This is a genomic window from Guyparkeria sp. (assembly GCF_046540515.1).
Taxonomy (GTDB): domain Bacteria; phylum Pseudomonadota; class Gammaproteobacteria; order Halothiobacillales; family Halothiobacillaceae; genus Guyparkeria.
In genome coordinates, this window is sequence record NZ_JBKHFB010000022.1 from 1 (window position 1) to 24,962 (window position 24,962).

The window sequence follows — 24,962 nt, forward strand, 5'->3', positions numbered from 1 at the left end:
CGGGTCGGTCGGCCGTTTCCGATGAACCTCGACGTCCTAGTGCGCCGATCTTGGAACGATCAGGCCGACGAGCCAGACAAGCCAGCCGGTGATCAGGAGCAGCCCGCCGAGGGGGGTGAGCGGGCCGGGCCAGGCCTGGTCGAACAGGGTCAGGGAATAGAGGCTGCCGCTGAACAGGATGGTGCCGGTAAGCCAGGCGCCCGCAACGGCCAGGCGCACGCGAGCGCCGCCCGGCCAGAATGCGAGCAGCATCGATCCGAGTGCATGAACGAAGTGAACCAGCGTCGCGGTATCGACTTGGCGCTGGGCGTCGGACTCGGTCGGGGCGAGGGGGCCGTGGGCAGCGAGCGAGGCAAGGACGACGGCGAGCAGCCCGAGCAGGAGCCCAGTGGCCAGAACGCCTCGATCTGGAATCGTGTACGGGTCGTGGCGAACGTCTGGCATGCGTCGTCTCCGGGTCGAGCCGTGCCGTCGCACGGTCGATATCAGAAGTCGTCGGTCATCTGCTCGCGAAGTCGTCGTTCCTCGAGCAGGTCGTCCAGCCGGCGACGGGCGTCTTTCGTGCCCTTGATGCTGTCGAGCAGCGTGTCGTTGTTCTGATCGTCATCCTCGACTTCGGTGTCGTCCCAGTCGTCGAGGTCCTGATAGTCGTTCTCTTTGCTCATGATGTACCTGCGTGATCAACACGTTCAAGGCAATCCCGTGGCGGGATCGCGTTGGCATCGATCGACGGTCATGGCCAGGTCCTGCAGGCCATCATGGGTTCCGGGCAGGCTGCCCGGTCCGGCGCCCCGTTCCCGAAGCTGACCAGCCGATTTTCCGGCGCGTTATACCGCGTTTTTCCGGCCGGTCAAAGCAAATTCTTCATCTACGCGCGGCGGTCGTGCCGGCGGCGTTTGCGGCGATGCAACAGCGGAATTTCCGGCGGGCTTCTGCGCCAGGTGGGCGTCGGTAAAAAAAGCGGGCGGTTCAGGGGGGGAAAAGCCGGGTTCGGGGTCAGAGCAGGTCGTGTTCGCGCAGTTTCTTGCGCAGGGTGCTGCGGTTGATGCCCAGGCAGGCGGCCGCGCGGCTCTGGTTGTGGTCGCAGCGCTCCAGCACGCGGGCGAGCAGGGGACGCTCGACCTGGCCCATGACCAGCTGGTAGAGATTGCTGGGTTGGTCTTCCTCGAAGGCATCCCAGAGGATGTCCAGCGCGTCGATAATCGTCTCGTGCACGTCGTGATGGCATTCGGCGGCACGACGTGCGCTGCCGTTGAGCGACGACTCGTGGGTCTGGGCGGTGACGGTGCTGGATGGGTAGGTCATTATTCTTTTCAACAACACGGCTTCGGGGGCGGACGGGACCACGAGGGAACGGGACGAGCGGCGGCTGCCGTGCTCGTCGTGGGTCCCGCGTGCTGTCCCGGGTCGGGCGTCGGTGGCGGATCAGTTGCCGCCCGCCGACGCGGTCGTCGACACGCCGTGAAGCTCCGCGGTGATCCCGTCGAGTCGCCGATGTTGCAGGTCGAGCCAGCGGCGCTGGGCCTCGACGGTCTCCAGCCGGTTGAACTCCTTGCGCGTCCCTTCGTCAATCGGTAGCCGCGAAGAATACCATCCCCAGTGCTTCCTCGCGATGCGAACGCCCATCACATTTCCGTAATGGGAATAAATATTCTCGAATTGCGTGCGGACAAAGCCCATGACCTCGACGGGGAGCGGCTCTCCCGGTATCGGACGGCCGGTCAGGGCCGCGCGAATCTGGGCGAACAGCCAGGGGCGTCCGAAGGCTGCCCGGCCGATCATCAAGCCGGCCGCCCCCGTGGCGGACGATACCTCGTACGCCTTGGCCACCGAGTCGATATCGCCGTTGGCGAGCACGGGGATGCTGCGGTCGGCGACCACCCGGGCGATCGTGTGGTACTCGGCCCGCCCGTTGTACTTCTGTGCCCGGGTGCGTCCGTGGACCGAGAGCATCGCAATGCCCGTCTCCTCGGCGATGCGTGCGATTTCAGGGGCATTGCGCCAGTCCTCGTTCGGCCCGGTGCGCATCTTGAGCGTGACCGGGCAGGGCACGGCCTCGACGGTCGCCTCCAGTAGCCGGGCGACGGTGTCGGGCTCGGCCATCAGGGCCGAACCGGCCGCCTTGCGGCACACCTTCTTGGCTGGACAGCCCAGATTCAGATCGATGAGTTGCGCGCCATCGCAGTATGCCTGCTGTGCCGCCCGGGCGAGGTCTCCGGGGTCGTTGCCAAGCAACTGGACGGCACGCGGAGCGGGATCGTCGGGGCGAATCCGGCGCTGCTCGCTCTTGCGGGTATGTCGCAGTTCCGGTTTGCTGCTGATCATCTCGTTGATGACCAGCCCGGCGCCCTGATCGAAGCAGAGTTGCCGGAACGGCCGATCGGAGACGCCCGCCATCGGCGCAAGGGCGAGCGGGAACTCGATCCGCAGGCGCTCGTCGCGCCCGACCAGTTCGATCGGTGCCAGCGCGGGGTGGGCCGGGTTGTCAGGGCGTGCGGACGTCAAGGGTCTCGGGCAGCCAGGTGACCAGGTCCGGGAAGATGACCAGCAGTCCCAGCACGGCGATCTGTATGGCGATGAAAGGCAGCACCCCGCGATAGATCTGGGCGGTACGGACACTGGCCGGCGCCGCTCCCCGCAGGTAGAACAGCGAGAAGCCGAACGGTGGGGTCAAGAAGCTCGTCTGAAGGTTGACGGCCAGCAGCACGCCCAGCCAGATCGGGTCGATGCCCATCATCAGCAGTACCGGTGCCACGATGGGTACCACCACGAAGGTGATCTCGATGAAGTCGAGCATGAAGCCGAGCAGGAACACGATCACCATCACGATCAGGAGGGCCGTCATCGCGCCGCCGGGCAGTTCCGAGAGCAGGTCGTGGACCATCTCGTCGCCGCCGAAGCCGCGAAAGACCAGCGAGAAGATCGAGGCGCCGATGAAGATCAGGAACACCATCGCCGTGACGCGCAGGGTGCCGGTCAGGCTCTCGTGCAGTACCGGCAGGGTCAGGCGGCGCTTGGCGGCGGCGAGCAGCAGCGCACCGACCGCGCCGACGGCGGCCGCCTCGGTGGGCGTGGCGATCCCGCCCATGATCGAGCCGAGCACCAGCACGATCAGCAGCACCGGCGCGGTGAGCGCCAGCAGCAGCCGGCTGATCGGCGGACGATCGGCGAGCTCGTCCTCCGTCAGGCCGGGTACGCGCTCTGGCTGGCGCCAGGCCACGAACAGGATGTAGGCGGCGTACGCGCCGACCAGGATCAAACCGGGGATCAGGGCGCCGCTGAACAGGTCGCCGACCGCGACCGTCTCCGGCGAGTAGATGCCCTGGTCGAGCTGGGCCTGGGTGTAGGCGTTGGAAAGCTGGTCGCCGAGCAGCACCAGGATGATCGACGGCGGGATGATCTGGCCCAGCGTGCCGGCAGCGGCCACCGACCCCGAGGCCAGGCAGGGGTCGTAGCCGCGGCGGAGCATGACGGGCAGCGCGATCAGGGCGAGGGTCACCACGGTCGCGCCGACGATGCCGGTGCTGGCGGCCAGGATCGCGCCGACGAGCATCATGGAAAGCCCCAGCCCGCCCGGACGCCGGCCGAACAGCGCGCTCATGTTCTCGAGCAGGTCATCGGCCACCCGGGCCTTTTCCAGGAGCACGCCCATCAGAACGAACAAGGGCACGGCCACCAGGGTCTGGTTGAGCATGATGCCGAACAGGCGGTTGGGCATCGCACTCATCAGGCCGTGATCGAACACGCCGATCAGCGTCCCGATCCCGGCGAAGATCAGCGAGACCCCGGCGAGCACGAAGGCGACCGGAAAGCCGCTCATCAGTGCGGCGAAGATGGTCAGCACCATCAGGAGCAGCAGCCATTCCATGCCTTACATGCCCTCCTTGATCGAACCGTGCTCCGGTTCGGTGGGCTGCTGGTTACGCAGGACGGCGACATGGCGCAGCAATTCGACCAGTCCCTGCCAGAACAGCAGCGCGGGCATCACGATCAGCAGGGTCTTGAGCAGGTACAGCAGCGGGATGCCGCCGGGCTCGGGCGAGCCCTCCCGCATCGCCCAGCTGTTACCGACGTACTCGAGACTCGAGATGGCGATGAACAGGCAGACGGGCCAGAGCAGAAGCACGACCCCGACGATCTCGATCCAGGCGCGGGTTTTCGGCGAGGCGTTGCGCGAGAGCACGTCGACGCGCACATGCCCGTCGTGGCGGTAGGTGTAGCCCATGCCGAGCATGAACATCAGCGCGAACCAGTACGTGATCGACTCGGAAAGCCACTGGTTGCTGTCGGAGAAGCCGTAGCGCAGTGCGACCACGCCGAAGACCGTCAGCGTCAGCACCAGTCCCAGCCAGGCGACCACACGCCCGGTCCATTCGTTGACACGATCGAGACGATCGACCAGGCGGCTCAACCGGCAGGCAGGCTTCTCGGCGTTCATTGTCGGGCCTCCACGGGCTGGTTGGACCCGATCCAGTGGGCCGTGCGCTCCCCGTTGGCGCGGTGCGCCTCGAGGATGCGGCGAAACGGCGTCGGGTCCTTGATGTAGGTCATCTCGGCGGCACGCGGGAAGTACCGATCCTGCATGCGCGAGACCCAGAAACGCAGGGCCGCGGCGCGCAGCAGCCCCGGCCAGGCCGCCTGCTCGCCCGGCGTGAACGGGCGTTCGGCGAGATAGGCGCCCAGCAGGGCGTCGCGCTCGGCCGGCAGTGGTTGGCCCGAGGCGTCGATGCACCAGTCGTTGAGGGTCACGGCCAGGTCGTAGGCAAAGGCGTCGGTGCAGGCGTAGTAGAGATCGATGATGCCGGTCAGTCGGCCGTCATCGAACAGGGCGTTGTCGCGGAAGAGATCGGCGTGGATCGCCCCGCGCGGCAGACCGTCGCGCGACTGGCCGCGCTGGAAGGCCAGCTCGTCGTCGAGCAGCGCGAGCTCGTCGTCGGTGGCCTTCTCGTGGAGTTGGCGCGCCACGGTCTCGGCCCAGGCGAGATCGCGATCCGGGGCGCGATACTCGGGGAAGTCGGCGGAGGCCCGGTGGAACCGCGCCAGCGTGCGGCCGATCTCGGCACAGGCCGCCGCGTCCGGGTGGTCGAGCGAGGCGCCGGTCAGCCGCTGTACCAGTGCGGCGGGCTTGCCGTTGAGCTCGGTGAGGTAGGCGCCGTCGCGCGTCGCCACCGGGTGCGCAGTGGGAATGTCGTGCTCGGCGAGATAGGCCATCAGGTCGAGGAAGAACGGCAGTTCGTCGGCACCGTGGTTCTCGAACAGGGTGAGCACGTACTGCCCGCCAGTGGTGGTGACGAAGTAGTTGGTGTTCTCGATCCCGGCGGCGATCCCGCGGTGCTCGACCAGCTCACCGCAGTCGAACCGGGTCAGGAAGGTGGTGAGTTGGTCGGTATCGACCTTGGTAAAAACCGACATGACGGTCTCGTTCGTTGCGTGGGTTTGCCGGGCATCGGCGCCGGGACCTAGAGGTCGAGCAGCTTCTGCTGCTCCTCCTCGGTGGCCGTGACGCGGCGGTTGCGATAGAAGTCGAAGATCGCGTCCACCGCCTCGTCGGCCGTGTCGCAGAGGGTAAACAGCTTGAGGTCTTCGGCGGCGATGGTGTTCTCGACCAGAAGCTGGTCGCCGAACCAGTCGATCAGCCCCTGCCAGAACGTGGTACCCAGCAGGATGATCGGGATGCGACGCGACTTGCCGGTCTGCACCAAAGTCAGAATCTCGGCCAGCTCGTCGAGTGTGCCGAAGCCGCCGGGCATCACCACGTAGGCCGAGGCGTGCTTGACGAACATCACCTTGCGGGCAAAGAAGTGCTGGAAGTGCAGCGAGACATCCTGGTAGGGGTTGTCCTGCTGCTCGTGGGGCAGGGCGATGTTCAGTCCCACGCTGGGGGCGCCGCCGGCCTGTGCGCCCTTGTTGGCCGCCTCCATGAGGCCCGGCCCACCGCCGGAGATCACCGAGAAGCCGGCGTTCGAGAGTTTTTTCGCTACCTCGACGGTAAGCGCGTACCAGGGGTTGTCCTCCTTGTAGCGCGCCGAGCCGAAGATGCTCACGGCTGGCTCGATGCTGGCGAGCGTCTCGTAGCCATGCACGAACTCGGACATGATCTGGAAGACCTTCCACGACTCCTGCGAGAGCCGCTGTTGCTGATCCAGTCGGGTCGGGTGGTTGGGTAGCTTTCTGCTCATGGAAATCCGCGCGAGGCCGATGGGTTTCAGGACATGTCGGTCGTTCTTCCGGGGGGCGACCAATCGCCCTCCGGGCGGCCGTGTCGACCGCTGCCGGTGCCGGTTGCCTGCGGTCTTCGGCATCGGTGACCCGGCTGCCTGTGGCATAGTACCGGGTTGATACCCACGGCTTAAAAAAGGGGCAAATCCTACCATGTCCGACCGTAACGGACCCGTGATACTCGTCGACGGCAGTTCCTTCCTGTTTCGCGCCTTTCATGCCCTGCCGCCGCTCACGGCACCCGACGGCACGCCCACCGGGGCGATCCACGGCGTGGTCAACATGCTCCTGAAAATGCGCCGCGAGGCCGATCCCAGCCACATGGCCGTGGTCTTCGACGCCCCGGGCAAGACCTTCCGCGACGACATCTACCCCGAGTACAAGGCGCATCGCCCGCCGCTGCCCGACGACCTGCGGGTGCAGATCGAGCCGGTACACGCCCTGGTCCGAGCCCTGGGCTTTCCCCTGTTGTGCATCGAGGGGGTGGAGGCGGATGACGTCATCGGCACGCTGATGCACGAGGCACGCGAGAACGGCGAGGAGGTGATCGTCGCCACCGCGGACAAGGATTTCGCCCAGCTGGTCGCCCCGGGGGTGACCCTGGTCAACACCATGAGCAACAAGACCACGGACGTCGCGGCCGTCGAGGAGAAGTACGGGATAAGCCCGGCGCAGTTCATCGATTTTCTCGCGCTGGTGGGTGACAAGGTCGACAACATCCCGGGTGTGCCGGGCTGCGGGCCGAAGACGGCCACCAAGTGGATCAACCAGTACGGCTCGCTCGACGAGATCATCGCGCATGCCGACGAGATCAAGGGCAAGGTGGGCCAGTCGCTGCGCGACTCGCTCGAGATGCTGCCCGTCAGCCGCGAGCTGGTCACCATCCGCACCGACTGCGAGCTGCCGGTCAAGCTCGATGACCTGGTCATCGAGGCGTCCGACGTGCAGACCGGCCTTGCCATGGCCGATCGCTACGCGTTGAACAGCCTGCGGCGCTGGTTCGGTGAGCAGGGACTGCCCGAGGGCGAGGCGGTTGGCGAAACGGTCGAGCGCCCCGAGGTCATCTATCACACGATCGTCGACATGGCGGCGCTCGATGACTGGATCGAACGGATCGAGGCGGCCGAGCGGGTCGCCTTCGACACCGAAACCGACTCGATCGAGCCGATGCGTAACCACGTGGTTGGGCTGTCGTTCGCGATCGAGCCCCACGAGGCGATCTACGTGCCGCTGGCCCATGTCGATGCCCACGGTGAACGGATCGAGCCGCAGCTCGATCGCGAGACCGTGCTCGCTCGGCTCAAGCCCTGGCTGGAGGACGAACGGCCCACCAAGATCCTGCAGAACGCCAAGTTCGACATGCACGCGCTGGCCAATCACGGCATCACGCTCTCCGGGCTGGTCGACGACAGCATGCTCGAGTCCTACGTGCTCGATCCGACCGCCTCGCGCCACGACATGGACACGCTCGCCGCCCGCGAGCTATCGCACCAGACCACGACCTTCGAGGAGATCGCCGGCAAGGGGGCCAAGCAGCTGACCTTCGACCAGGTCGCGCTGGACGTCGCCGCCCCGTACGCCGCCGAGGATGCCGACATCACGCTGCAACTGGCCGATCGGCTGCGCGCGCGACTGGCCGAGACCCCTGACCTGATGACGGTCTACGAGGAGATCGAGCGGCCGCTGGTGCCGGTGCTGTTCAGCATGGAACGTGCCGGGGTCGCGATCGACAGCGAGCAGCTCGCCCGCCAGGGCGAGGCGATCGCCGAGCGGATCGAGGCGATCGAATCGCAGGCCCGCGAGATCGCCGGCGAGGCGTTCAATCTCGGCTCGACCAAGCAGCTCAAGGCGATCCTGTACGAGCGCATGGCCCTGCCGGTGAAGGTCAAGACGCCCAAGGGCGAGCCCTCGACCAACGAGGAGGCCCTGTCCGCGCTGGTCGACGAGCATCCGCTCGCCCAGCTGATCCTCGACTACCGCGGCCTGACCAAGCTCAAGAGCACCTACATCGACCGGTTGCCCGAGCGCATCGACCCCGACACCGGACGCGTGCACTCGATGTTCCACCAGGCGGTCACCGCCACCGGGCGGTTGTCCTCCTCGAATCCCAACCTGCAGAACATCCCCGTGCGCACCGAGGAGGGGCGGCGTATCCGCAAGGCCTTCGTCGCCGCGCCCGGTCACAAGCTGGTCTCGGCGGACTACTCGCAGATCGAGCTGCGCATCATGGCGCACCTGTCGGGCGACGAGGGGTTGCTCAAGGCCTTCGAACGCGGCGAGGACATTCACCGGGCCACCGCCCGCGAGGTGTTCGCCGACGGCGGGGAGGTCACCGACGAGCAGCGCCGCGCCGCCAAGGCGATCAACTTCGGTCTGATCTACGGCATGTCGGCTTTCGGGCTGGCACGCCAGATCGGGGTGGGGCGGAACGAGGCGCAGGAGTACATCGAGCGCTATTTCGCCCGTTACCCCGGCGTGGCGCGCTACATGGACGAGACCCGGGCGCAGGCCCATGAGCGCGGCTATGTCGAGACCGTGTTCGGTCGGCGCCTGTACCTGCCCGAACTCAAGAGCCGCAACGGCCAGCGGCGCCAGTACGCCGAGCGCACCGCGATCAACGCGCCGATGCAGGGCACGGCCGCCGACATCATCAAGCGGGCCATGCTGACCCTGCACGAGAACGTGGTGAAGCCCGGGCGGGCCCGGATGATCATCCAGGTACACGACGAGCTGATCTTCGAGGTGCCGGACGATCAGGCGAGCGTGCTGGCCGAGGATATCGAGCGGACCATGATCGCCGCTGCCGAACTGCGGGTCCCGTTGGAGGTGGGGATCGGCATCGGCGAGAGCTGGGACGAAGCGCACTGACCCGACGTGGTGCCGGGAAAGGCTGACCGAGCCGGCGGCGTTCCCGCCGGTCGAACAAACGAAACCCGAAGGTCCGTTGTCGCTGATTGAGGCGGCAGGCGGGCGTCGATCCCGGGTCTTATTCGATCTGACGGCTGGGCTGGACCTCGGGCACCGTGTAGCTCGGGACTTTTCCGTGCATGAACTCGCCGTCCCAGTAGTCCTCGTCGAAGGGCCGCGAGAAGACGAAGCCCTGGATCTGCAGCCGGCTGCCGAACTTGCGCAACTCGATCAGTTGCTCCGGTGTCTCCACCCCTTCGATCACCACTTCGAACTCGAGCTTCTCGGCCATGGCCAGGATCGACTCGAGCAGCTTGCGCGCCTCCTCGCTGTGCTCGATATCGTCGACGAACTGCTTGTCGATCTTGAGCTTGGAGATCGGCAGCTTGTTGAGATAGGCGAGCGAGGAATGGCCGGTGCCGAAGTCGTCAATCGCGACGGTAAAGCCGTGCATGGCCAGCTGGTGCAGGCGTTCGGCGAGCAGGGTCGGGTCCGAGCCGAAATCGCTCTCGGTGATCTCCAGCACGATCGAGGAGGTCGGCAGCCCGGCGCTCTTGGCCAGCTCGATCAGCCGTTCGTCGACCTTGTCGAGGAGCAGCAGCTGCGGCGGCACGTTGATCGAGATGGTCAGCTCCTGGCCGGCCTCGCGTTGCCAGTCCGCCACGCGTCGGCAAGCGTTGTTCAGCGCCCATTCGGTGAACTCGCCGATCAGGTTGTGTTCCTCGGCCAGCGGGATGAACTCGGCCGGCGAGATCCAGTCGCCGCGGTAGCGCCAGCGCATCAATGCCTCGAAGCCTACCAGGGTGCCACTGGCGAGCGAGACCTGCGGCTGGTAGTGCACACGCATCTCGCGGTTGCCCAGCGCACGCCCGAGCGCCTGGGTGAGCTCGAAGCGGCGTTGGGCGGCGTGGGTGTGCCCCTCGGCGTGCCCGATGATACGGTTGCCGCCCTCGGCCTTGGCCTGGGAGAGCCCGTTGTCGGTGATGCGCAACAGCTCCTCGGCCGTCTGTCCCTCGGCCGGGAACTGCGCCGAGGAGAGGCTGGCGCGGATGTCGAGCCGGTAGCCGGCCAGTTCGACCCGCTGGGTGAGATGGGCATGTGCCTGGCGCATCGCCTCGTCGACGACCGCTTCGAGGTCGGCGGTGGTATCGGCGAATACCAGGAAGGCGAATTCGTCGCCGTCGATGCGTGCGAGCAGCGAGCGCGGCTCGGTGATCTCCGCCAGCCGATCGCCCATTACCCGCAGGATGCGGTCGCCGAACCGACGGCCCAGTGCCTCGTTGAACGCCGTGAAACCGTCGAGGCCCAGGGCGATCAGCGCGAAGGGCCGGTCCGGGTGGGTCTGGATCTGCGTGTCGACCTGCTGGACGAAGTAGCCGCGGTTGAGTCGGTCGGTCACGCGATCCTGGCGCGCCAGGGCGAGAATCTCGTTCTCGCGGGCCCGGATCTCGGTATGGTCGTTGAGCACCACGATCACGTGGCCCCGCTTCTCGCGCGGCTCGCCCACCAGACGAATGGAAACCAGCGTGACCAAGGTCTTGCCGTCCTCGGGGCGGTTGAACTCGATCTCGCTTTGCCACTCGCCCTTGTCCAGCACGTGCTTCCAGATCGGGGCGATTACTCGGCTGGGCTGGTCGAGCAGGATTTCCAGCAGGGGGCGTTCGGCGAGCTTGGTGCTGCTCATGGCCAGGAGCGACTCGGCGGCGGGATTGGCCCGGGTGACGATCCCCTCGATATCGGTGACCAGCACTGCCTCCTGCACCTCGTCGAATACCGAACCGGTCAGAGCGAGCGACTCCTCCGCGCGCCGCCGGCTCAGTGCCTCCTTGTCATGCTTCTTGAGTATCGCCTGGAGCTGTTCACGGGAGTTGGACAGGCTTACCAGCGAGCTGCGGAACTGCTGGACGGCTCGGGCGATGCGCCCCAACTGGTCACGACGTTTCTGTTGCGCGCCGGCGCTGGCTTGTTTGCCGGCGACGATCCGTTCGGTGATGTCGGCCAGTTGCCGAATCTGCCGGTTGGTGAGCCAGAGCACCAGTATCAGCAGCAGGGCCTGGAGGGCGACGAAGACGATCAGCATCAGCTGGTAGTTTTCGGTGACCGCCGCGTTTGCGCTCCGAATCGCCTGCATGGTGTCCTCGAGTTCCGCGTTGGCCGCATCGATCAGCTCGCCGAAGCCGTCGGTCATTATCGCCGCACGCTGGTCGGCCAGGCGCGCCTGGATGCGCTCGATCTCCTCCTCGGAGGCCGAGGCGACGTTCTGGTTGGCTTCGATCAGCCGGCGAGACTGGAGCTCGATCGAGTCGGCGAGTCGGTTGATCGCACCGGGGTGGTTCTCGCGCAGTGCGGCCAGCGCGACGCTGCCGCGTATGGCGGAGGCAATCTGCCCCAGTTCGGTGCGTAACGCCGAGACGTCGCCGCGGTCACCGGGCGCGAATCCGTCGACCTCGTGCTCGACCTTGGCGGCAATCACCGCGTACTCGTTGCGGATCTGCTCGATCGACCGGTGCGTCTCGGCGAAGCCGCGGCTGGCCTCGGCGAAGGTTTCGACGTTCGACTGGGCAAGGTTGCCGAGGTAGAAGACCAGCCCGGCACTCAGGGCCAGCTGGGCGAGGATGAAGAGCAGAAATTGCAGCGGCAGGGGGAGCAGTCGCATTCGGGTCGTCCTGGTTGCTTAGATCGCATTCCGTTGATCCGGTCCCGCCGGGCCGGCACGCACTAGGCGGGGCGATCAAAGTGTCGCGCAAGGGCCTCACCGAGTCCAGCGGCGATCGGCTGCACGCGGGCGAGCCGTTCGATCGGCCCCATCGGCTCGCGTGTGCCGGCCCCCCAGACCACCCCGGGCCAGGCCGGGTCGTCGGCGCGGCGCACCACACAATGCAGATGGAGCTGATCGACGAGATTGCCGATCGCCCCGACATTGAGACGGGCGGGCTGATAGAGGCGATCGAGGCTCTCGCTCAGGGCCTGCAGGCCGGTGAGGGCCTCGTTTCGCCAGTCGGGCGACAACCGGTGCAGTTGTTCGGCGCCGGGGCACATCGGCACGATCAGCGTCCAGACAAATCGCCGGTCGTCGATCAGCCGGAATTGCAGGCGGCCGTGGTTGAGCAACGGGATGCTGTCGGCCATGAGCCGCGGGTGGATTGACCATTCCGTGCCGGAGGATCGGTGGGCGTTCATCGGGGGGCCTCCTCGGCGGCAGGCAGTTCCAGTACCAGATCGACGCGGCGGTTCTCGGCACGCCCGGCGGCCGTGTCGTTGTCGGCGATGGGCTGGGTGTCGGCCATCCCGACGGCGTGCAGGCGAGTGGGCCGGATGCCCCCGGCAATCAGTTCACGAACCACCGCCGCGGCCCGTGCCGCGGAAAGTTCCCAGTTGGACGGGTAGCGCCAGGTCTGGATGGGCCGGTCGTCCGTGTGTCCCTCGACGGTGATGCGGTAGTCGCTGTCGTCCAGCCGCTCGGCCAGCCGGGCCAGCAGGGCGCGCCCGGGGTCCGAGAGACCCGCCTCGCCGGTCGGGAACAGGATGTTGTCCTTGACGCGCAACTGCACCCGGTCGGCGATGGCCGACACCTCGACGTCGTCACCCATGTCCTCGAACCGCCCGGCGAGCGCGCTGGCCTGGGCGTCAGCCTGTTCGTCGTTCTCTTCCCGAGGTGCGTCGCCGCCTTTCGGCTGTTCCTGGTGGGATTCGGCATCGCCGGGTTCGGCAAACAGTTGCTCGTGGCGTTCGCCGATCAGTGCGTCGCCGCTGGCAGTGCGGGCATCGGGATTCGGCTTGTCCCCGCCGATCACGACCTCGGGCGGGTCGGTCTGGCCGGTGGAATCGCTTGCCGCCGGGCGGTCGGTGTTGGCCGGCCGGTCGGTCTGTGCGCCACTGCCCGGTTCGATGGGATGCTCGGCCTTGTGCTGGTAGGCGTAGGCCGCCAGCAGGACGAACAGGGTCAGCAGCAGGGTCATCAGGTCGACCATGGTCAGCAGCCAGTAGTTCTGGTCATCCTCGACCTGGCGGACATCCGTCTCCCAACCTTCGCTCCATGGCCGCCCACCGTCGCGGGCGGCCGCGGCGACGCGGGCCTCCTGGAGTTCGATGTCCTGGGCGCTGGGCTCGGCGGTCACGCGATTCACTCGCTTGCCTGCCTCGTTCGGCGGCGAGGGGTGGTCGATCGCCCACTGGAGCGGCCTTTCGACCGGCCCCGCTGATGCTCGGCGTCACGCAGCTCGTCCTCGCTCTGGGCGAGGAACGAACCCAGGGTCTCGCGGATGAAGGCCGGCGAGCGATCTTCCTGCATCAGCAGCACCCCCTCGACCATCATGTTCATCAGCATCACGCGCTGTTCGGTGCGTCGTTCGAGCTTGAGCGCGATCGGCTTGAACAGCATGTTCGACAGCAGGATGCCGTAGAGGGTGGTGATCAGCGCCAGCGCCATGTTGGTGCCGATCGCACCGAACTGGTCGGCGTCCATGGCCGAAAGCATGTTGATCAGGCCGAGCAGAGTGCCGAGCATGCCGAAGGCCGGTGCGAAGGTGGCCATGGTACGAAAGATCTGGGCTTCGGCGCGTTCTCGGGCACGCATGCGGGCGATGCGCCACTGCATCAGGGTGATCAGGTCTTCCGAGGCGGCGCCATCGAGTACCATCTGCATGCCCGAGCGCAGGAACGGGTTCTTGATGCGGTTAAGCTTTTCGTCCGCTCGGGTAATCTGTCCCTGAAGCTTGAGCTTGGCGACCTCGACCAGTTCGTTGATGTCGCGCTCGGCATACAGGCGCTCGTTTCGGAGCACGATGCCGAACACGCGGAACACCCGCAGCACCTCGTGCAGGGGATAGCTCACCAGCGTGGCCGCCACCGTGCCGCCAACCACCAGCAACAGGCCCGGCAGGTTGAGGAAGTTGGACGGATCCTCGGCGGAGAGGCCGATCGCGGCCACCACGATCGCCAGGCCGATGAACATGCCGAGTAGCGTACTGGGATTCAAGTCTCGCGGTCCTCGTGGTTGGTCGGTGCCGTACGATGAGTGTGGCAGTGGTCAACGATAGCACTGTCGCCATCGTCGCCGGGACGGGCGCGCCGCGCGAGGCGTTTCCAGATCCTTTACTAGAATCGACCACTCGGGCGCATTCTTGAGCCTGCGTGATGTCACCTCGGCTTGAAACCGGTGACGGAAGACGGGGGAACCGGCGTGGAGTTGATCGATACCCATTGCCACCTGGAGGCCGAGGCCTTCGCCGACGACATGCCCGCCGTGCTCTCCCAGGCGCGTGCCGCCGGGGTGACCGGGCTGGTGGCGGTGGGCGTCTCGCCGACGGACTTTCCCGACCAGTGCCGGGCGATACGACAGGCCCGGACGGCGGGGCTGTCGGCCTGGCCGGCCTTCGGTACGCATCCCTGGTGGAGTGATCGTGTTGACGTCGCGACGGCCCTGGCGGGGCTGGATCGGCAGTGGGAATCGGCCGACCCGCCGGTCGCGGTGGGCGAGATCGGCCTCGACTTCGCCCGCTCGGGTCTCGATGTCGAGGCGCAGAACGCGCTGTTCACCGCCCAGATCGACTGGGCCGCCGAGCGCGACCTGCCGGTGATCCTGCACGAGCGCCAGTCGGCCGACCGGCTGCTGTACTGGCTGCGGCGCCGACGGCATGCCGGCGGCGTCGTGCATGGCTTTACCGGATCGCGCCAGCAGGCCGAGCAGTTCATCGAGCAGGGGTTTTTCCTGGGGGTGGGCGGCGCGATCACCCACCAGGGCGCCCACCGTGTGCATCGGATGCTGCGCGAGTTGCCGCTCGAGTCGCTGGTGCTGGAGACCGATGCGCCCAACCAGCCGGGGCATGCCCATCGCGGCGAACGCAACCTGCCCGGTTACCTGCCCGAGAACCTGACCGCGCTGGCCTCGTTGCGGAATCTGGCCGAGGGCGAGTTGCTCGCACAGATCGAGCGCAATGTCGGCCGGCTTTTCAAGGGTCGACTTCGCTACAATGCGGCTGGCCCACCCTCGACCCATCCAGACAGCCGGAACGACTTGCCGTGAACGCCATCAACCCCGTCGACGAACGCACCGAACTGCTCATCGGAGAAGAGGGTCTCGCCCGCCTGCGGGCCGCCTCCGTGCTGGTCGCCGGGCTCGGTGGCGTCGGTGGTGCCGCGGCCGAGTCGCTGGCCCGGGCCGGGGTGGGGCGTTTGATCCTGCTGGATCACGACACCTTCGTCGCCTCGAACCTCAACCGCCAGCTGTTGGCCACCGGCGAGGTACTGGGGCGAGGCAAGGCCGAGGTGGCCGTCGAGCGGCTGGCCTCGATCCGCGACGACATCGAACTGGTCCCCAGCACCGACTTCCTGGATGTCTCGGCCGTCGAGGGGTTCCTCGGCCAACACCAGCCCGATTTCGTGGCCGACTGCATCGACTCGATCGCGGTCAAGGCGCGACTGCTGGCCGTGGCCCGCGAGCAGGGGCGGGGTACGTTCACGGCACTGGGGGCGGGGAACCGCATCGACCCGCGCCAGATGCAGGTCGGGCGGCTTGACCGGGTGCATGGCTGCGGGCTGGGGGCGGTGCTGCGTCGCAAGCTGAGGAAGGCGGGCGCGCCGGTCGACTTTCCGGTGGTCTATTCCACCGAGCCGCCGAAAAAGCCCGCCCCACACGAACCCACCGCGGACGGCAGCCAGTCCCGGGCGGTCAACGGCACGATCAGCTACCTGCCCAACCTGTTCGGCCACGTGGTGGCCGGCGAGATCATCCGTCAGTTGCTCGAGGGCACGCGCTGATTGCGCGCCGCCGGCTAATCCTGGGGGTCCGGGTCATTCCCCGCGGCAAAAGACCCGTCGGCCGTTGACCCAGGTGGCGTTCACCTGGTGGGCGAAGTCCCAGCCGGTGAACGGCGTGTTCTCGCCTGCGCTCAGCTGGCCGGCGGCCTCGAGGTTCCACATCGCGTCCGGATCGACCAGGGCAAGATCGGCCCGCTGGCCCACGGCGATCGAGCCGGCATCGGACAGGCCGAACAGGGCCGCCGGGCGGCTGGCCAGCGCGTCGATGGCACGGTCGAAGCCGATCACGTCCTCCTCGACCAGCTTCAGCACCAGTGGCAGCAGCGTCTCGAGCCCGGAGATCCCCGGCTCGGTTTCCGGGAACGGGGCGAGTTTGGCATCCGGCTCGTGCGGCTGGTGGTCGGAGACCACCGTATCGATAAGGCCCTCGGCCAGTCCCCGGCGCAGCGCATCGCGATCGCGCATGCTGCGCAGCGGCGGGATGACGTGGGCGTTGGGATCGAGCGCGTCGGTGTCCATCTCGGTGAGCCAGAGATGGTGGGCGGAGACCCCGGCGGTGATCGGGAGTCCATCGGCCTTGGCCCGCTCGATCAGCTTGAGCGCGGCGGCCGAGGACAACTGCGGCACGTGCACCCGCGCGCCGGTCTCGCTGATCATGGCGATCAGCTGGGACAGCGGCGCGGTCTCGGCGGAGACCGGCAGGCCGGGCAGGCCGAGGCGGGTTGCCACCGCGCCATCGTGGGCGCATCCACGCGCCGACAGCGACGGATCCAGCGGCTGGAGCAACACCTGCAGGTCGAAGGTGGCCGCGTACTCGAGGGCCCGGCGCATCAGGCGCAGATCGTGGAAGGGGTAGTGGGCGTTGGAGATCGCGACGCAGCCACCGGCGTCCAGGGCGGCCATCTCGGCGAGCAGTTCGCCGCCGAGCTGCTGCGTCATCGCGCCGATGGCCACCACGCGGGCACGCCCGGCCAGCTGGGCCCGGCGCTTGATGTAGCGCGCCACGGCCACCGTGTCCAGCACGGGCGAGGTGTCGGGCGGCATGACCAGAGTGGTGATGCCGCCGGCGACTGCCGCCGCGCTCTCGGTGGCGATGGTGGCCTTGTGCTCGCAACCCGGCTCGCGCAGCCGGGCCCAGCCGTCGATCACGCCCGGGATCAGCCAGTGCCCTTCGGCGCAGACATGTTCGGCGGTGTCGGCCGGCCAGTCGCCGGGTGCCTCGCCGATCGCGACGATACGGCCGTTCGACAGGTAGAGGTCGGCGGTGGTGTCCAGTCCCTGCGACGGGTCGCGCAGCCGGGCGCCGCGGATCAGCCAGTGATCGCAGTCGATGCCCGGCCGGCAGCCTTCCGGGTGGCGGACCGGGTCGTAGTCCAGACCGAGGTTCTCGGGTGCGTCCTTCATGTGGTCTCTCCCCGGTTGGCGCTCATGCACAGGCTCATCACCGCCATGCGCACCCCGATGCCGTTGGATACCTGCTCGAGGATCACCGACTGCGGCCCGTCGGCGACCGTGGACTCGATCTCCACGCCGCGATTCGCCGGTCCCGGGTGCATGACGATCGCGTCATCCTTGGCCCAGCCGAGTTTCTCCTCGGTCAGACCGTAGAGGCGGTAGAACTCCTCCTCGCTCGGCAGCAGGCCCGATTCCATCCGCTCGCGCTGCAGGCGCAGCATGATGATCACGTCGACGTCGCGCAGGCCCTCGCGCATGTCGTGGAAGACGCGCACGCCGAGCTTCTCGACGTCGGTGGGGATCAGCGTGCGCGGGGCGATCACGCGCAGCTCGCCGACGTTGAGCGAATTGAGCACGTGCATCTGCGAGCGAGCCACCCGCGAGTGGCGGATGTCGCCGACGATCGCCACCCGCAGCGGGGTGAAGTCGCCCTTGTGCCGGCGGATGGTGAAGGCGTCGAGCAGCGCCTGGGTCGGGTGCGAGTGCCAGCCGTCGCCGGCGTTGAGCACCGAGACGTGCGGGGCGACGTGCCGGGCGATGAAGTGGGCCGCACCGGATTGCTCGTGGCGCACGACGAACATGTCCGCCTGCATCGCCTCGATGTTGCGCAGGGTGTCGAGCAGGCTTTCGCCCTTCTTGGTCGCCGAGGTGGCGAGATTGAGGTTGAGCACGTCGGCCGAGAGGCGCTTGGCGGCCAGCTCGAAGGTGGTGCGGGTGCGGGTCGAGGATTCGAAGAACAGGTTGACCACGGTCCGGCCGCGCAGCAGCGGCACCTTCTTGATCTCGCGGTCGGTCACCGAGACGAAGCCCTCGGCGGTGTCGAGGATGCGCGTGATCCACTGTGGCCCCAGGCCCTCGATGGTCAGGAGGTGACGCAGATGGCCCTGGTCGTCGAACTGGATCGCCCAGGGGTCCGGGGCGAACTTGGGGATCTTGGGGCGAACGAATTTCACGGCCATGGCGCTCAGCTCTCCTTGCTGGTGACCAGACGGGCGGTCATCGGGTCCGGCCCGTCGACGTGGATCTGCTCGTCGGGGCCTAGCGCGAGTTCCTGGCCGGCCCAGTCGGCACAGATGGGCAGCTCACGGCCGTCGCGCTGGTAGAGCACGGCAAGGGCGATCCGACGGGGACGGCCATAGTCGAACAACTCGTTCATCGCGGCACGCACCGTGCGGCCGGTGAACAGCACGTCGTCGACCAGGATGATATCGCGTCCGTCGACATCCACCGGCAGATCCGAGGGGCTGACCTGCGGATGCAGGCCAAGGGTATTGAAATCATCACGATAGAAGGTGATGTTCAACCGGCCCAGAGGTTCCTCGCAGCCCAGTGCGCGGTGCAGCGCGTCGGCCACCCAGACCCCGCCGGTGTGAATGCCGACGATCAGGGGATCGACCAGCGCGCCGTCGCGGCGCTCGGCCCGGATCTGGGTCTCGAGCCTGTCGATGGCCTCGTTGACGGGCAGCAGGCGGTCGGTCTGTGTCATCTAGGCGGCGTCCGGGTGAGGTGAATGCTCGCGGATTGTATCAACGGCGCGTCTCGCTGGGGGTGTCGACGAGATTCTGCGTGACCTCGGCCTTGGAGACGGTTTCGATGCCGCGCGCTTCCGGCCGGTCGAAGAACCCGTCGAGGATGACGGCGGCGGCCATGGCGTCGATGCGGGCCTCGTCGCGGGCGGCGGCGCGTCTGCCCAGGCGCTCGGCGGCCTGCTCGGAGCTCAGGCGCTCGTCGACGACGAACACCGGCAGGCGCGTGCGCTCGCGCAGGCGATTGCCAAAGCGGCGGATCGCGGCGGCCTGCGGGTAGCAGCGACCGGCATCGTCGATCGGCCAGCCGAGCACCAGCGCATCGGGGCGCCACTCCTCGATCAGTGCCTCGATCGCGTTCCAGTCGATCTGGTCGGCGTTGCGGTTGTGCAGGGTGGTCAGCGGTCGACCGTTGCCGATGCGCCGGTCGCCCACCGCGATGCCGATGCGCCATTCGCCGTAGTCGAAGCCCAGCAGTTGCACCGGGGCGAACTGGTCGTCGGCGCGGCTCGCCGCCATCAGGCGTGGCCGGCCTCGCCGGAGAGCAGGTTGATGTCGATGCCGAGCTGGCTGGCAGCGGTGGCCCAACGCTCCTCGACCGGCTGATCGAAGAGGATCTCTTCGGTGGCCTCGACGTTGAGCCAGCTGTTCTCCGCGATCTCGCGATCCATCTGTTCGCGACTCCAGCCGGAGTAGCCCAGCGCGACGATGGCCTGCCTGGGACCGGCGCCGTCGGCGAGCGCCTGCAGGATGTCCTTCGAGGTGGTCAGGCCGATACGGTCGGTGACCTCGAGGGTGGATTCCCAGCCACCGTGCGGTGCATGCAGGACGAAGCCGCGCTCCAGTGAGATCGGTCCGCCCATGAACACCTGACGCCCGCGGACCGCCGGGTCCGTGCAGGTGATGTTCATGTGATCGAATATGTCGCCGAGGTCGAGGTCCAGCGGACGATTGATGGTGATGCCCATCGTCCCCTCGTCGTTGTCTTCACAGATATACGTCACGCTGTGGCTGAAGTTGGGATCCTCCAGGTTCGGCATGGCGATCAGGAGCTGGTTGGTGAGCGAATTGTGTTCTTGCATGGTCTCCCCAGTATTGGTGGCCGGCGCGCGACGTTCAAGCCGACCGGCCGTTTCAGCGGCGCGTGCCGCGGCGGCCCTTGGGTGCCGGCCCACTCTTGCGGCGCGAACTGGCCGGCTTGACGGTGGTCTCGCGCTTGAGCGAGTGAGCGACCGGACCGCTGCTCTTGCCGCCTTGGCGGGGTTTGGTGGCTCGGTTGCCATCACGCAGCGTCCGTCCCGCCTTGAACGGTTTGTGGGCGCGGCGGGCCTCGTGGCGCCCCAGTGTCTTGTGCCGGGACTCCGGCTTGAGTCCCACCAGCTCGGCGAGTGCGCCTTCGATCTCGGGCTCCAGTTCCTGCACCTTGCCCGGTCGCAGGCGCGGCGGCAGGGCAACCCCGGCATAGCTGATGCGGATCAGCCGGGATACCGCCCCGTTGACGGCCTCGATCATGCGGCGCACCTCGCGGTTGCGCCCCTCGTGCAGGGTGACGTGGTACCAGTGGTTCTGCCCCTGGCCGCCGGCATCGACCAGGCGCTTGAAGCTGGCCGGCCCGTCCTCGAGTTCGACCCCGTCGAGCAGCTGTTTCTGCTGTTCGTCGGAGAGGCCGCCGAACACGCGCACGGCGTAGGTACGCTCGATGCCGTAGCTCGGGTGCATCAGTCGGTTGGCCAGCTCGCCGTCGTTGGTCACCAGCAGCAGGCCGCTGGTGTTGAAGTCCAGCCGACCGACGGTGATCCAGCGCCCCTCGCGAATCGGCGGCAGGTGCTCGGCCACCGTCGGCCGGCCCTCCGGATCGTGGTTCGCGGTGATCTGCCCTTCGGGCTTGTGGTAGATCAGCACGCGGCGCACCGGACGCACGTCCGGCACCTGGATGCGCTTGTCGCCCATCTCGATGATGTCGCCGGGGCCTGCCTGATCGCCGAGGGTGGCGACGCGGCCGTTGACGCGCACCTCGCCCTCGACGATCCGGTTCTCGATCTTGCGACGCGAGCCCAGCCCCATGGCCGCAAGGACCTTCTGCAAGCGCTGTTTTTCCATGGGTGTCTCCTCGAATCGCGGCGGCACGGTGGCATGACGGGGCGCCTGTCGGCGCGCCCGATCACCACCGGTAAAGGGCCGGGCAGTCTATCAGGTTCCGCCCCACGGACCGATGTGTTCGCGCCGGGCCGGCTTGGCCGCCGACCACGGCGGGGTGGATGGACGCGCGGGGCGATTTGCGCCTACGCTTGGCCTCGTGTCGTCCGCACTCGCCGTCGGCGCCAAGCCAGGGCAACCTGGCCGGGCCCGGCTGTGCGCGCCGTCCGGTGTGCGTTTCCCGTCCCAGCCACCCAAGAGAAGATCGCCCGGCCCATGTCTGCAAACGATTCCGCCACCCGCGCTGCACCGCATTTCGCCCTCGAGCCGGGGGCGGATGGCGACTGGCGGTTGCGGATCTCCGGTGCCTGGACACTCGAGTCGATCGACAAGGGGGCACCGACCGTGTTGGGCGGTCGGCGCCCGGATGCCACGGGGCTGCGCGCCGCCCGACTGGAAGGAGACATCGAGGCGATCGACAGTGCCGGGGCACTGCGGCTGGCGCGAGTGATCGACCGGCTGGAACAGGACGGGGCCGTTGTCGATCTGGGCGGGCTGCCGGCCGGTCAACGCAACCTTATCGAACTGCTCAAGGCCCGCCTGCCGCCGCCGGAGGCACCCCGGCCGCCACGCGAGGGGATGCTGGCTTCCGTCGGACGGGCCACGGTGGCCAAGCTTGTCGAGGGCAATGCCTTCCTCGCCTTCGTCGGCGAGCTGGTGGTGCGCGGCGGGCGACTGCTCGCCGTGCCCTGGCGCATCCGCTGGCGCGAGGTGGTCGCCGAGATCGAGGCGGCCGGACTGCGGGCGCTGGGTATCGTCGGCCTGCTGTCGTTCCTGGTCGGCATGGTGATGGCCTACCAGGCCGGCGCCACCCTGGCCGACTTCGGTGCCAACATCCTGATCGTCAACCTGGTCGCGATCATCACGCTGCGCGAGATGGGGCCGCTGCTGACCGCCATCATCGTCGCCGGGCGTACCGGCTCGTCCTATACCGCACAGCTCGGCACCATGCGGATCACCGAGGAGATCGACGCCTTGCGGTCCATCGGCATCTCGCCGTTCGACATGCTGATCCTGCCCAAGATAATCGCCCTGATCGTGGTGCTGCCCTTGCTGACGGTGTTCGCCAATCTGCTTGGGCTGCTGGGTGGGGCGGTGATCGCGGCCTACCGCTTCGAGTTGGGCTTTTCGGTCTACTTCGACCGCCTGCCCGAGGTGGTCGACCTGAGCACCCTGATCCTCGGGCTGATCAAGACCCCGGTGTTCGCCGTCGCCATCGCGCTGATCGGCTGCATGCAGGGCATGCGGGTGGCCGGCAGCGCGCTGGCGGTCGGTCGGGCGACCACGGTGAGCGTGGTGCAGGCCATCTTCCTCGTGATCGTGCTGGATGCCGGGTTCTCCGTGCTGTTCAACCTGCTGGGGTACTGACGACGATGGCACTCGACGACGACAGCCCGATGGCCGAAGCGGCCCCAGTGGCCCGCCTTGTCGGCATTCGCAATTGCTTCGGGTCCGAATGCGTTCACGAGGACCTGGACCTCGAGGTGCCGGCCGGGCGTATCGTCGCCCTGGTCGGGGGCTCGGGGAGCGGCAAGACGGTATTGCTGCGCACCCTGTCGATGCTTCGTCGCCCCGATGCCGGCCGGCTGGAGTTGTTCGGCGAGGATGCGCTTGCCGCCGGCGAACGCGCCCAGCGCCGACTCCGGCGGCGGATCGGGCTGCTGTTCCAGGGCGGGGCCCTGTTCACGGCCCTCACCGTGTTGGAGAACGTGATGCTGCCGTTGCGCGAACACACCGCCGTGCGCGGTCGCTGGCTCGAGGAACTGGCGATGAGCAAGGTGCTGCTGGCCGGGCTGCCCGCCGACAGCGCCGGCAAGTATCCGGCGGAGCTCTCCGGGGGCATGGTCAAGCGCGCCGCCCTGGCGCGGGCGCTGGCGCTCGACCCGCGCCTGCTGATCCTCGACGAGCCGACCTCCGGGCTCGACCCGATTGCCGCGGCGGGCTTCGACGAGCTGGTGCGCGAACTGACCGATTCGCTCGGGCTGACCGTCCTGCAGGCCACCCACGACCTCGACTCGATCTGGCGCGGGTCGGACCTGGTGGCCTTTTTGGCCCGCAAACGCGTGCTGGCCTTCGCCCCGGCCGCGGAGCTCGCCGAGCGCGACGAGCCCGAGCTGGTCGCCTATTTTCGCGGTAGTCGCTCGGCGGAATATGCGAAACTCGAGTCGAACCGGGCGGGACAATCCCAGGGGAGGGCGTAGCGCGACGTCATGGAATCGAAGGTCAACTACAGCATCGTGGGACTGTTCGTGGTGCTGCTGTTCGGCGCGGCGCTGGCAAGCGCCTGGTGGCTGTACAGCGGCGGTTCCGCACGCCAGTACAGTCCGTACCTGGTCTACGCCACCGACAGCGTCTCCGGGTTGAACAGCGACAGCCGGGTCTACTACCACGGCGTCGACGTCGGCTACGTCGACGAGATCCGCATCGACCGAAACAACCCCGAGAACATCCGGATTCGCCTGCTGATCGACCACACCGTGCCCATTCGTGCCGATACCAGCGCCCAGTTGCAGCCGCAGGGCGTCACGGGGTTGAGCGTGCTCAATCTCAAGGGCGGATCGGCCGACGAGGATCTGTCGGCCAAGGCGGATGCCTGCTGCCCGGTCATCCCCTACGAGCCCTCGTTGTTCTCCAAGCTCGAGGGCGGACTCAACGACACCATGGTGCGCCTGGTGGCCGTGAGCGAGCGCATCGATCGGCTGCTGCGCGAGGATAACCTCCAGGCGATCGAACGCACCGTCGCGAATCTCGACCGGGTCAGCGGCACCCTCGCCGAGGAGCGCGAGACACTGCGCTCGCTGATGAAGAACGCCGCGCGCACCGCCGAGAACACCGCCGAACTGACCGAGAACGGTGAACAGCTGCTTGGCCGTGCCGAGCTGACCATGGACTCGCTCGATCAGGCGATCGTCCGGGTTTCCGGAACCATGAATACCTTCGAGCAGACCGCCGACCGCGTGGCGATCGCCGCCGAGGCCACCGTGGGCTTCAGCGAGGCCGGCGAGCGGGCGGCCGACGAGATCTCGCGCCAGACCCTGCCCGAGATGAGTCTCCTGATCCGCGACGTGCGCGAGCTTTCGCGCCGCTTGAGCGAGTTCACCTCGACGCTCGACGAGGATCCCTCCCGGGCCCTGTTCGGCAGCGATCGACGAGCGCCGGGACCGGGCGAGGCCGGTGACCGGCAACGCTGATAACGTCAACCCGAGCGACAGAACAATGGCGTATCCGATTGGAAAGATGAAACATTTTCTGGTGACGGGCCTGATGGTCGCGCTGGGCAGTGGCTGTACCGTGTTTCCGGAACGCAATGGCGAGCCGCAGCAGTGGCGCCTGCTCGCGCCCGAGGTGAGCGACGCGCCGACAGAAACCGCGGAGCGCGTGATCGTGCGCCTGGTCGAGACGCGCGCGGCCAGCGCGATCGATCGCCGCGACATGGCCTACAGTCGCGGTCGCCAGTCGCTCGCCTATTACCGAGACAGCCGCTGGGCGAGCCCGCCCGGCGTGATGCTCAACGAGATCATCGACGAGACCCTTTCGACCCAGCCTTGGGTCCGTACCGTCGTTCGGGGTGGGGCGCGCGTGCCGGCCGAGCTGAGCCTCTACTGCGAGATCCAGCGCCTGGAACACCTGCTCGAACCGGCCTCCGAGGATGTGCGCGAGGGCAAGGTGCGGTTGAAGGTGGCCTGCAGCTGGTATCGCGCTGCCGAGCGGCAACTGGTCGAGGCGACGGTCTTCGACGAGACGACCGAACTCGACGCCGACAACGCCGAGGGCTACGCGACGGGCGCCCAGCGCCTGGTCGACGACCTGATGAGCCGCCTCGTCGAGCAGGGGGCCCGGCTGGCCGGGCAGCTGGCCGCAGACGCCGAGGTGGTGCCGGCTGCCGACTGAAGGGAAGGG

25 protein-coding genes are annotated in these 24,962 nt (G+C 67.6%); 7 read left to right on the forward strand and 18 right to left on the reverse strand.

Annotated features, from left to right (window positions below; genetic code table 11):
• Nucleotides 1-36: 36 nt before the first annotated feature.
• From ACLFRM_RS04460 to ACLFRM_RS04495, 8 genes are all read right to left on the reverse strand, one after another.
• Nucleotides 37-444 (reverse strand): DUF423 domain-containing protein, encoded by a 408-nt coding sequence (locus tag ACLFRM_RS04460; RefSeq protein WP_410754515.1) that lies wholly within the window; start codon nt 442-444, stop codon nt 37-39.
• Nucleotides 445-485: 41 nt separating this feature from the next.
• Complete coding sequence (locus ACLFRM_RS04465) at nt 486-665, reverse strand: PA3496 family putative envelope integrity protein (protein ID WP_410754516.1); 180 nt, start codon at nt 663-665, stop codon at nt 486-488.
• 331 nt (nt 666-996) lie between these two features.
• Nucleotides 997-1,305, reverse strand: a complete 309-nt coding sequence (locus tag ACLFRM_RS04470) for a helix-turn-helix domain-containing protein (protein WP_410754517.1) — start codon at nt 1,303-1,305, stop codon at nt 997-999.
• Between the two features lie 120 nt (nt 1,306-1,425).
• Complete coding sequence (dusB, locus tag ACLFRM_RS04475; RefSeq protein WP_410754543.1) at nt 1,426-2,451, reverse strand: tRNA dihydrouridine synthase DusB; 1,026 nt, start codon at nt 2,449-2,451, stop codon at nt 1,426-1,428.
• A 34-nt stretch (nt 2,452-2,485) separates the two neighbouring features.
• Nucleotides 2,486-3,868 (reverse strand): TRAP transporter large permease, encoded by a 1,383-nt coding sequence (locus ACLFRM_RS04480; protein WP_410754518.1) that lies wholly within the window; start codon nt 3,866-3,868, stop codon nt 2,486-2,488.
• Nucleotides 3,869-3,871: 3 nt separating this feature from the next.
• Entirely contained in the window at nt 3,872-4,438 is a 567-nt protein-coding gene (locus tag ACLFRM_RS04485) for a TRAP transporter small permease subunit (RefSeq protein WP_410754519.1), read from the reverse strand.
• The gene (locus ACLFRM_RS04490) at nt 4,435-5,412 is read right to left on the reverse strand and encodes a homoserine kinase (RefSeq protein WP_410754520.1); all 978 of its coding nucleotides are present in this window, start codon (nt 5,410-5,412) and stop codon (nt 4,435-4,437) included. The genes ACLFRM_RS04485 and ACLFRM_RS04490 overlap by 4 nt, the downstream gene beginning before the upstream one ends.
• A gap of 47 nt (nt 5,413-5,459) precedes the next feature.
• Complete coding sequence (locus ACLFRM_RS04495; protein ID WP_410754521.1) at nt 5,460-6,179, reverse strand: TIGR00730 family Rossman fold protein; 720 nt, start codon at nt 6,177-6,179, stop codon at nt 5,460-5,462.
• Between the two features lie 193 nt (nt 6,180-6,372).
• Here ACLFRM_RS04495 and polA point away from each other — a divergent pair, with 193 nt between their 5' ends.
• Nucleotides 6,373-9,087: a DNA polymerase I gene (gene polA, locus ACLFRM_RS04500; RefSeq protein ID WP_410754522.1), complete on the forward strand. Its 2,715-nt coding sequence runs from the start codon at nt 6,373-6,375 to the stop codon at nt 9,085-9,087.
• Between the two features lie 118 nt (nt 9,088-9,205).
• Here polA and ACLFRM_RS04505 read toward each other — a convergent pair whose 3' ends face one another.
• From ACLFRM_RS04505 to ACLFRM_RS04520, 4 genes are all read right to left on the reverse strand, one after another.
• Complete coding sequence (locus tag ACLFRM_RS04505) at nt 9,206-11,782, reverse strand: putative bifunctional diguanylate cyclase/phosphodiesterase (protein ID WP_410754523.1); 2,577 nt, start codon at nt 11,780-11,782, stop codon at nt 9,206-9,208.
• Between the two features lie 62 nt (nt 11,783-11,844).
• On the reverse strand, nt 11,845-12,306 hold the full coding sequence (locus ACLFRM_RS04510; RefSeq protein WP_410754524.1) for an HIT domain-containing protein: 462 nt from the start codon (nt 12,304-12,306) through the stop codon (nt 11,845-11,847).
• Nucleotides 12,303-13,244, reverse strand: coding sequence for a flagellar motor protein MotB (locus ACLFRM_RS04515; RefSeq protein WP_410754525.1), 942 nt, complete (start codon nt 13,242-13,244; stop codon nt 12,303-12,305). The genes ACLFRM_RS04510 and ACLFRM_RS04515 overlap by 4 nt, the downstream gene beginning before the upstream one ends.
• A gap of 5 nt (nt 13,245-13,249) precedes the next feature.
• On the reverse strand, nt 13,250-14,104 hold the full coding sequence (locus ACLFRM_RS04520) for a motility protein A (RefSeq protein ID WP_410754526.1): 855 nt from the start codon (nt 14,102-14,104) through the stop codon (nt 13,250-13,252).
• Between the two features lie 204 nt (nt 14,105-14,308).
• Between ACLFRM_RS04520 and ACLFRM_RS04525 the strand changes: the two genes are divergently transcribed.
• Together ACLFRM_RS04525 and ACLFRM_RS04530 are read left to right on the forward strand one after the other, a co-directional pair.
• Nucleotides 14,309-15,151, forward strand: coding sequence for a TatD family hydrolase (locus ACLFRM_RS04525; RefSeq protein WP_410754527.1), 843 nt, complete (start codon nt 14,309-14,311; stop codon nt 15,149-15,151).
• Nucleotides 15,148-15,885 carry a ThiF family adenylyltransferase gene (locus ACLFRM_RS04530; RefSeq protein ID WP_410754528.1) on the forward strand — a complete coding sequence of 246 codons (738 nt, stop codon included), beginning with the start codon at nt 15,148-15,150 and terminating at the stop codon, nt 15,883-15,885. The genes ACLFRM_RS04525 and ACLFRM_RS04530 overlap by 4 nt, the downstream gene beginning before the upstream one ends.
• A gap of 33 nt (nt 15,886-15,918) precedes the next feature.
• On the opposite strand, the gene ACLFRM_RS04535 is transcribed toward ACLFRM_RS04530, so the two are convergent.
• Genes ACLFRM_RS04535 through ACLFRM_RS04560 form a run of 6 tightly spaced genes read right to left on the reverse strand, consistent with a single transcriptional unit; the run spans nt 15,919 to nt 20,966 of the window.
• Nucleotides 15,919-17,289, reverse strand: coding sequence for a dihydroorotase (locus tag ACLFRM_RS04535; RefSeq protein WP_410754529.1), 1,371 nt, complete (start codon nt 17,287-17,289; stop codon nt 15,919-15,921).
• Complete coding sequence (locus ACLFRM_RS04540; protein ID WP_410754530.1) at nt 17,286-18,299, reverse strand: aspartate carbamoyltransferase catalytic subunit; 1,014 nt, start codon at nt 18,297-18,299, stop codon at nt 17,286-17,288. Before ACLFRM_RS04540 ends, ACLFRM_RS04535 begins: the two co-directional genes overlap by 4 nt.
• Before the next feature lie 5 nt (nt 18,300-18,304).
• Entirely contained in the window at nt 18,305-18,826 is a 522-nt protein-coding gene (gene pyrR, locus ACLFRM_RS04545) for a bifunctional pyr operon transcriptional regulator/uracil phosphoribosyltransferase PyrR (RefSeq protein ID WP_410754531.1), read from the reverse strand.
• 40 nt (nt 18,827-18,866) lie between these two features.
• Nucleotides 18,867-19,385 carry a Holliday junction resolvase RuvX gene (gene ruvX, locus ACLFRM_RS04550; protein ID WP_410754532.1) on the reverse strand — a complete coding sequence of 173 codons (519 nt, stop codon included), beginning with the start codon at nt 19,383-19,385 and terminating at the stop codon, nt 18,867-18,869.
• Entirely contained in the window at nt 19,385-19,948 is a 564-nt protein-coding gene (locus ACLFRM_RS04555; RefSeq protein WP_410754533.1) for a YqgE/AlgH family protein, read from the reverse strand. Before ACLFRM_RS04555 ends, ruvX begins: the two co-directional genes overlap by 1 nt.
• 52 nt (nt 19,949-20,000) lie before the next feature.
• On the reverse strand, nt 20,001-20,966 hold the full coding sequence (locus ACLFRM_RS04560; protein ID WP_410754534.1) for a pseudouridine synthase: 966 nt from the start codon (nt 20,964-20,966) through the stop codon (nt 20,001-20,003).
• Nucleotides 20,967-21,278: 312 nt separating this feature from the next.
• Here ACLFRM_RS04560 and ACLFRM_RS04565 point away from each other — a divergent pair, with 312 nt between their 5' ends.
• Genes ACLFRM_RS04565 through ACLFRM_RS04580 form a run of 4 tightly spaced genes read left to right on the forward strand, consistent with a single transcriptional unit; the run spans nt 21,279 to nt 24,953 of the window.
• Complete coding sequence (locus ACLFRM_RS04565; protein WP_410754535.1) at nt 21,279-22,430, forward strand: MlaE family ABC transporter permease; 1,152 nt, start codon at nt 21,279-21,281, stop codon at nt 22,428-22,430.
• 5 nt (nt 22,431-22,435) lie between these two features.
• Nucleotides 22,436-23,263 (forward strand): ABC transporter ATP-binding protein, encoded by an 828-nt coding sequence (locus tag ACLFRM_RS04570; RefSeq protein WP_410754536.1) that lies wholly within the window; start codon nt 22,436-22,438, stop codon nt 23,261-23,263.
• Nucleotides 23,264-23,272: 9 nt separating this feature from the next.
• Nucleotides 23,273-24,253, forward strand: a complete 981-nt coding sequence (locus ACLFRM_RS04575) for an MlaD family protein (protein WP_410754537.1) — start codon at nt 23,273-23,275, stop codon at nt 24,251-24,253.
• A 46-nt stretch (nt 24,254-24,299) separates the two neighbouring features.
• Nucleotides 24,300-24,953, forward strand: coding sequence for an ABC-type transport auxiliary lipoprotein family protein (locus ACLFRM_RS04580; RefSeq protein ID WP_410754538.1), 654 nt, complete (start codon nt 24,300-24,302; stop codon nt 24,951-24,953).
• Nucleotides 24,954-24,962: the final 9 nt, after the last annotated feature.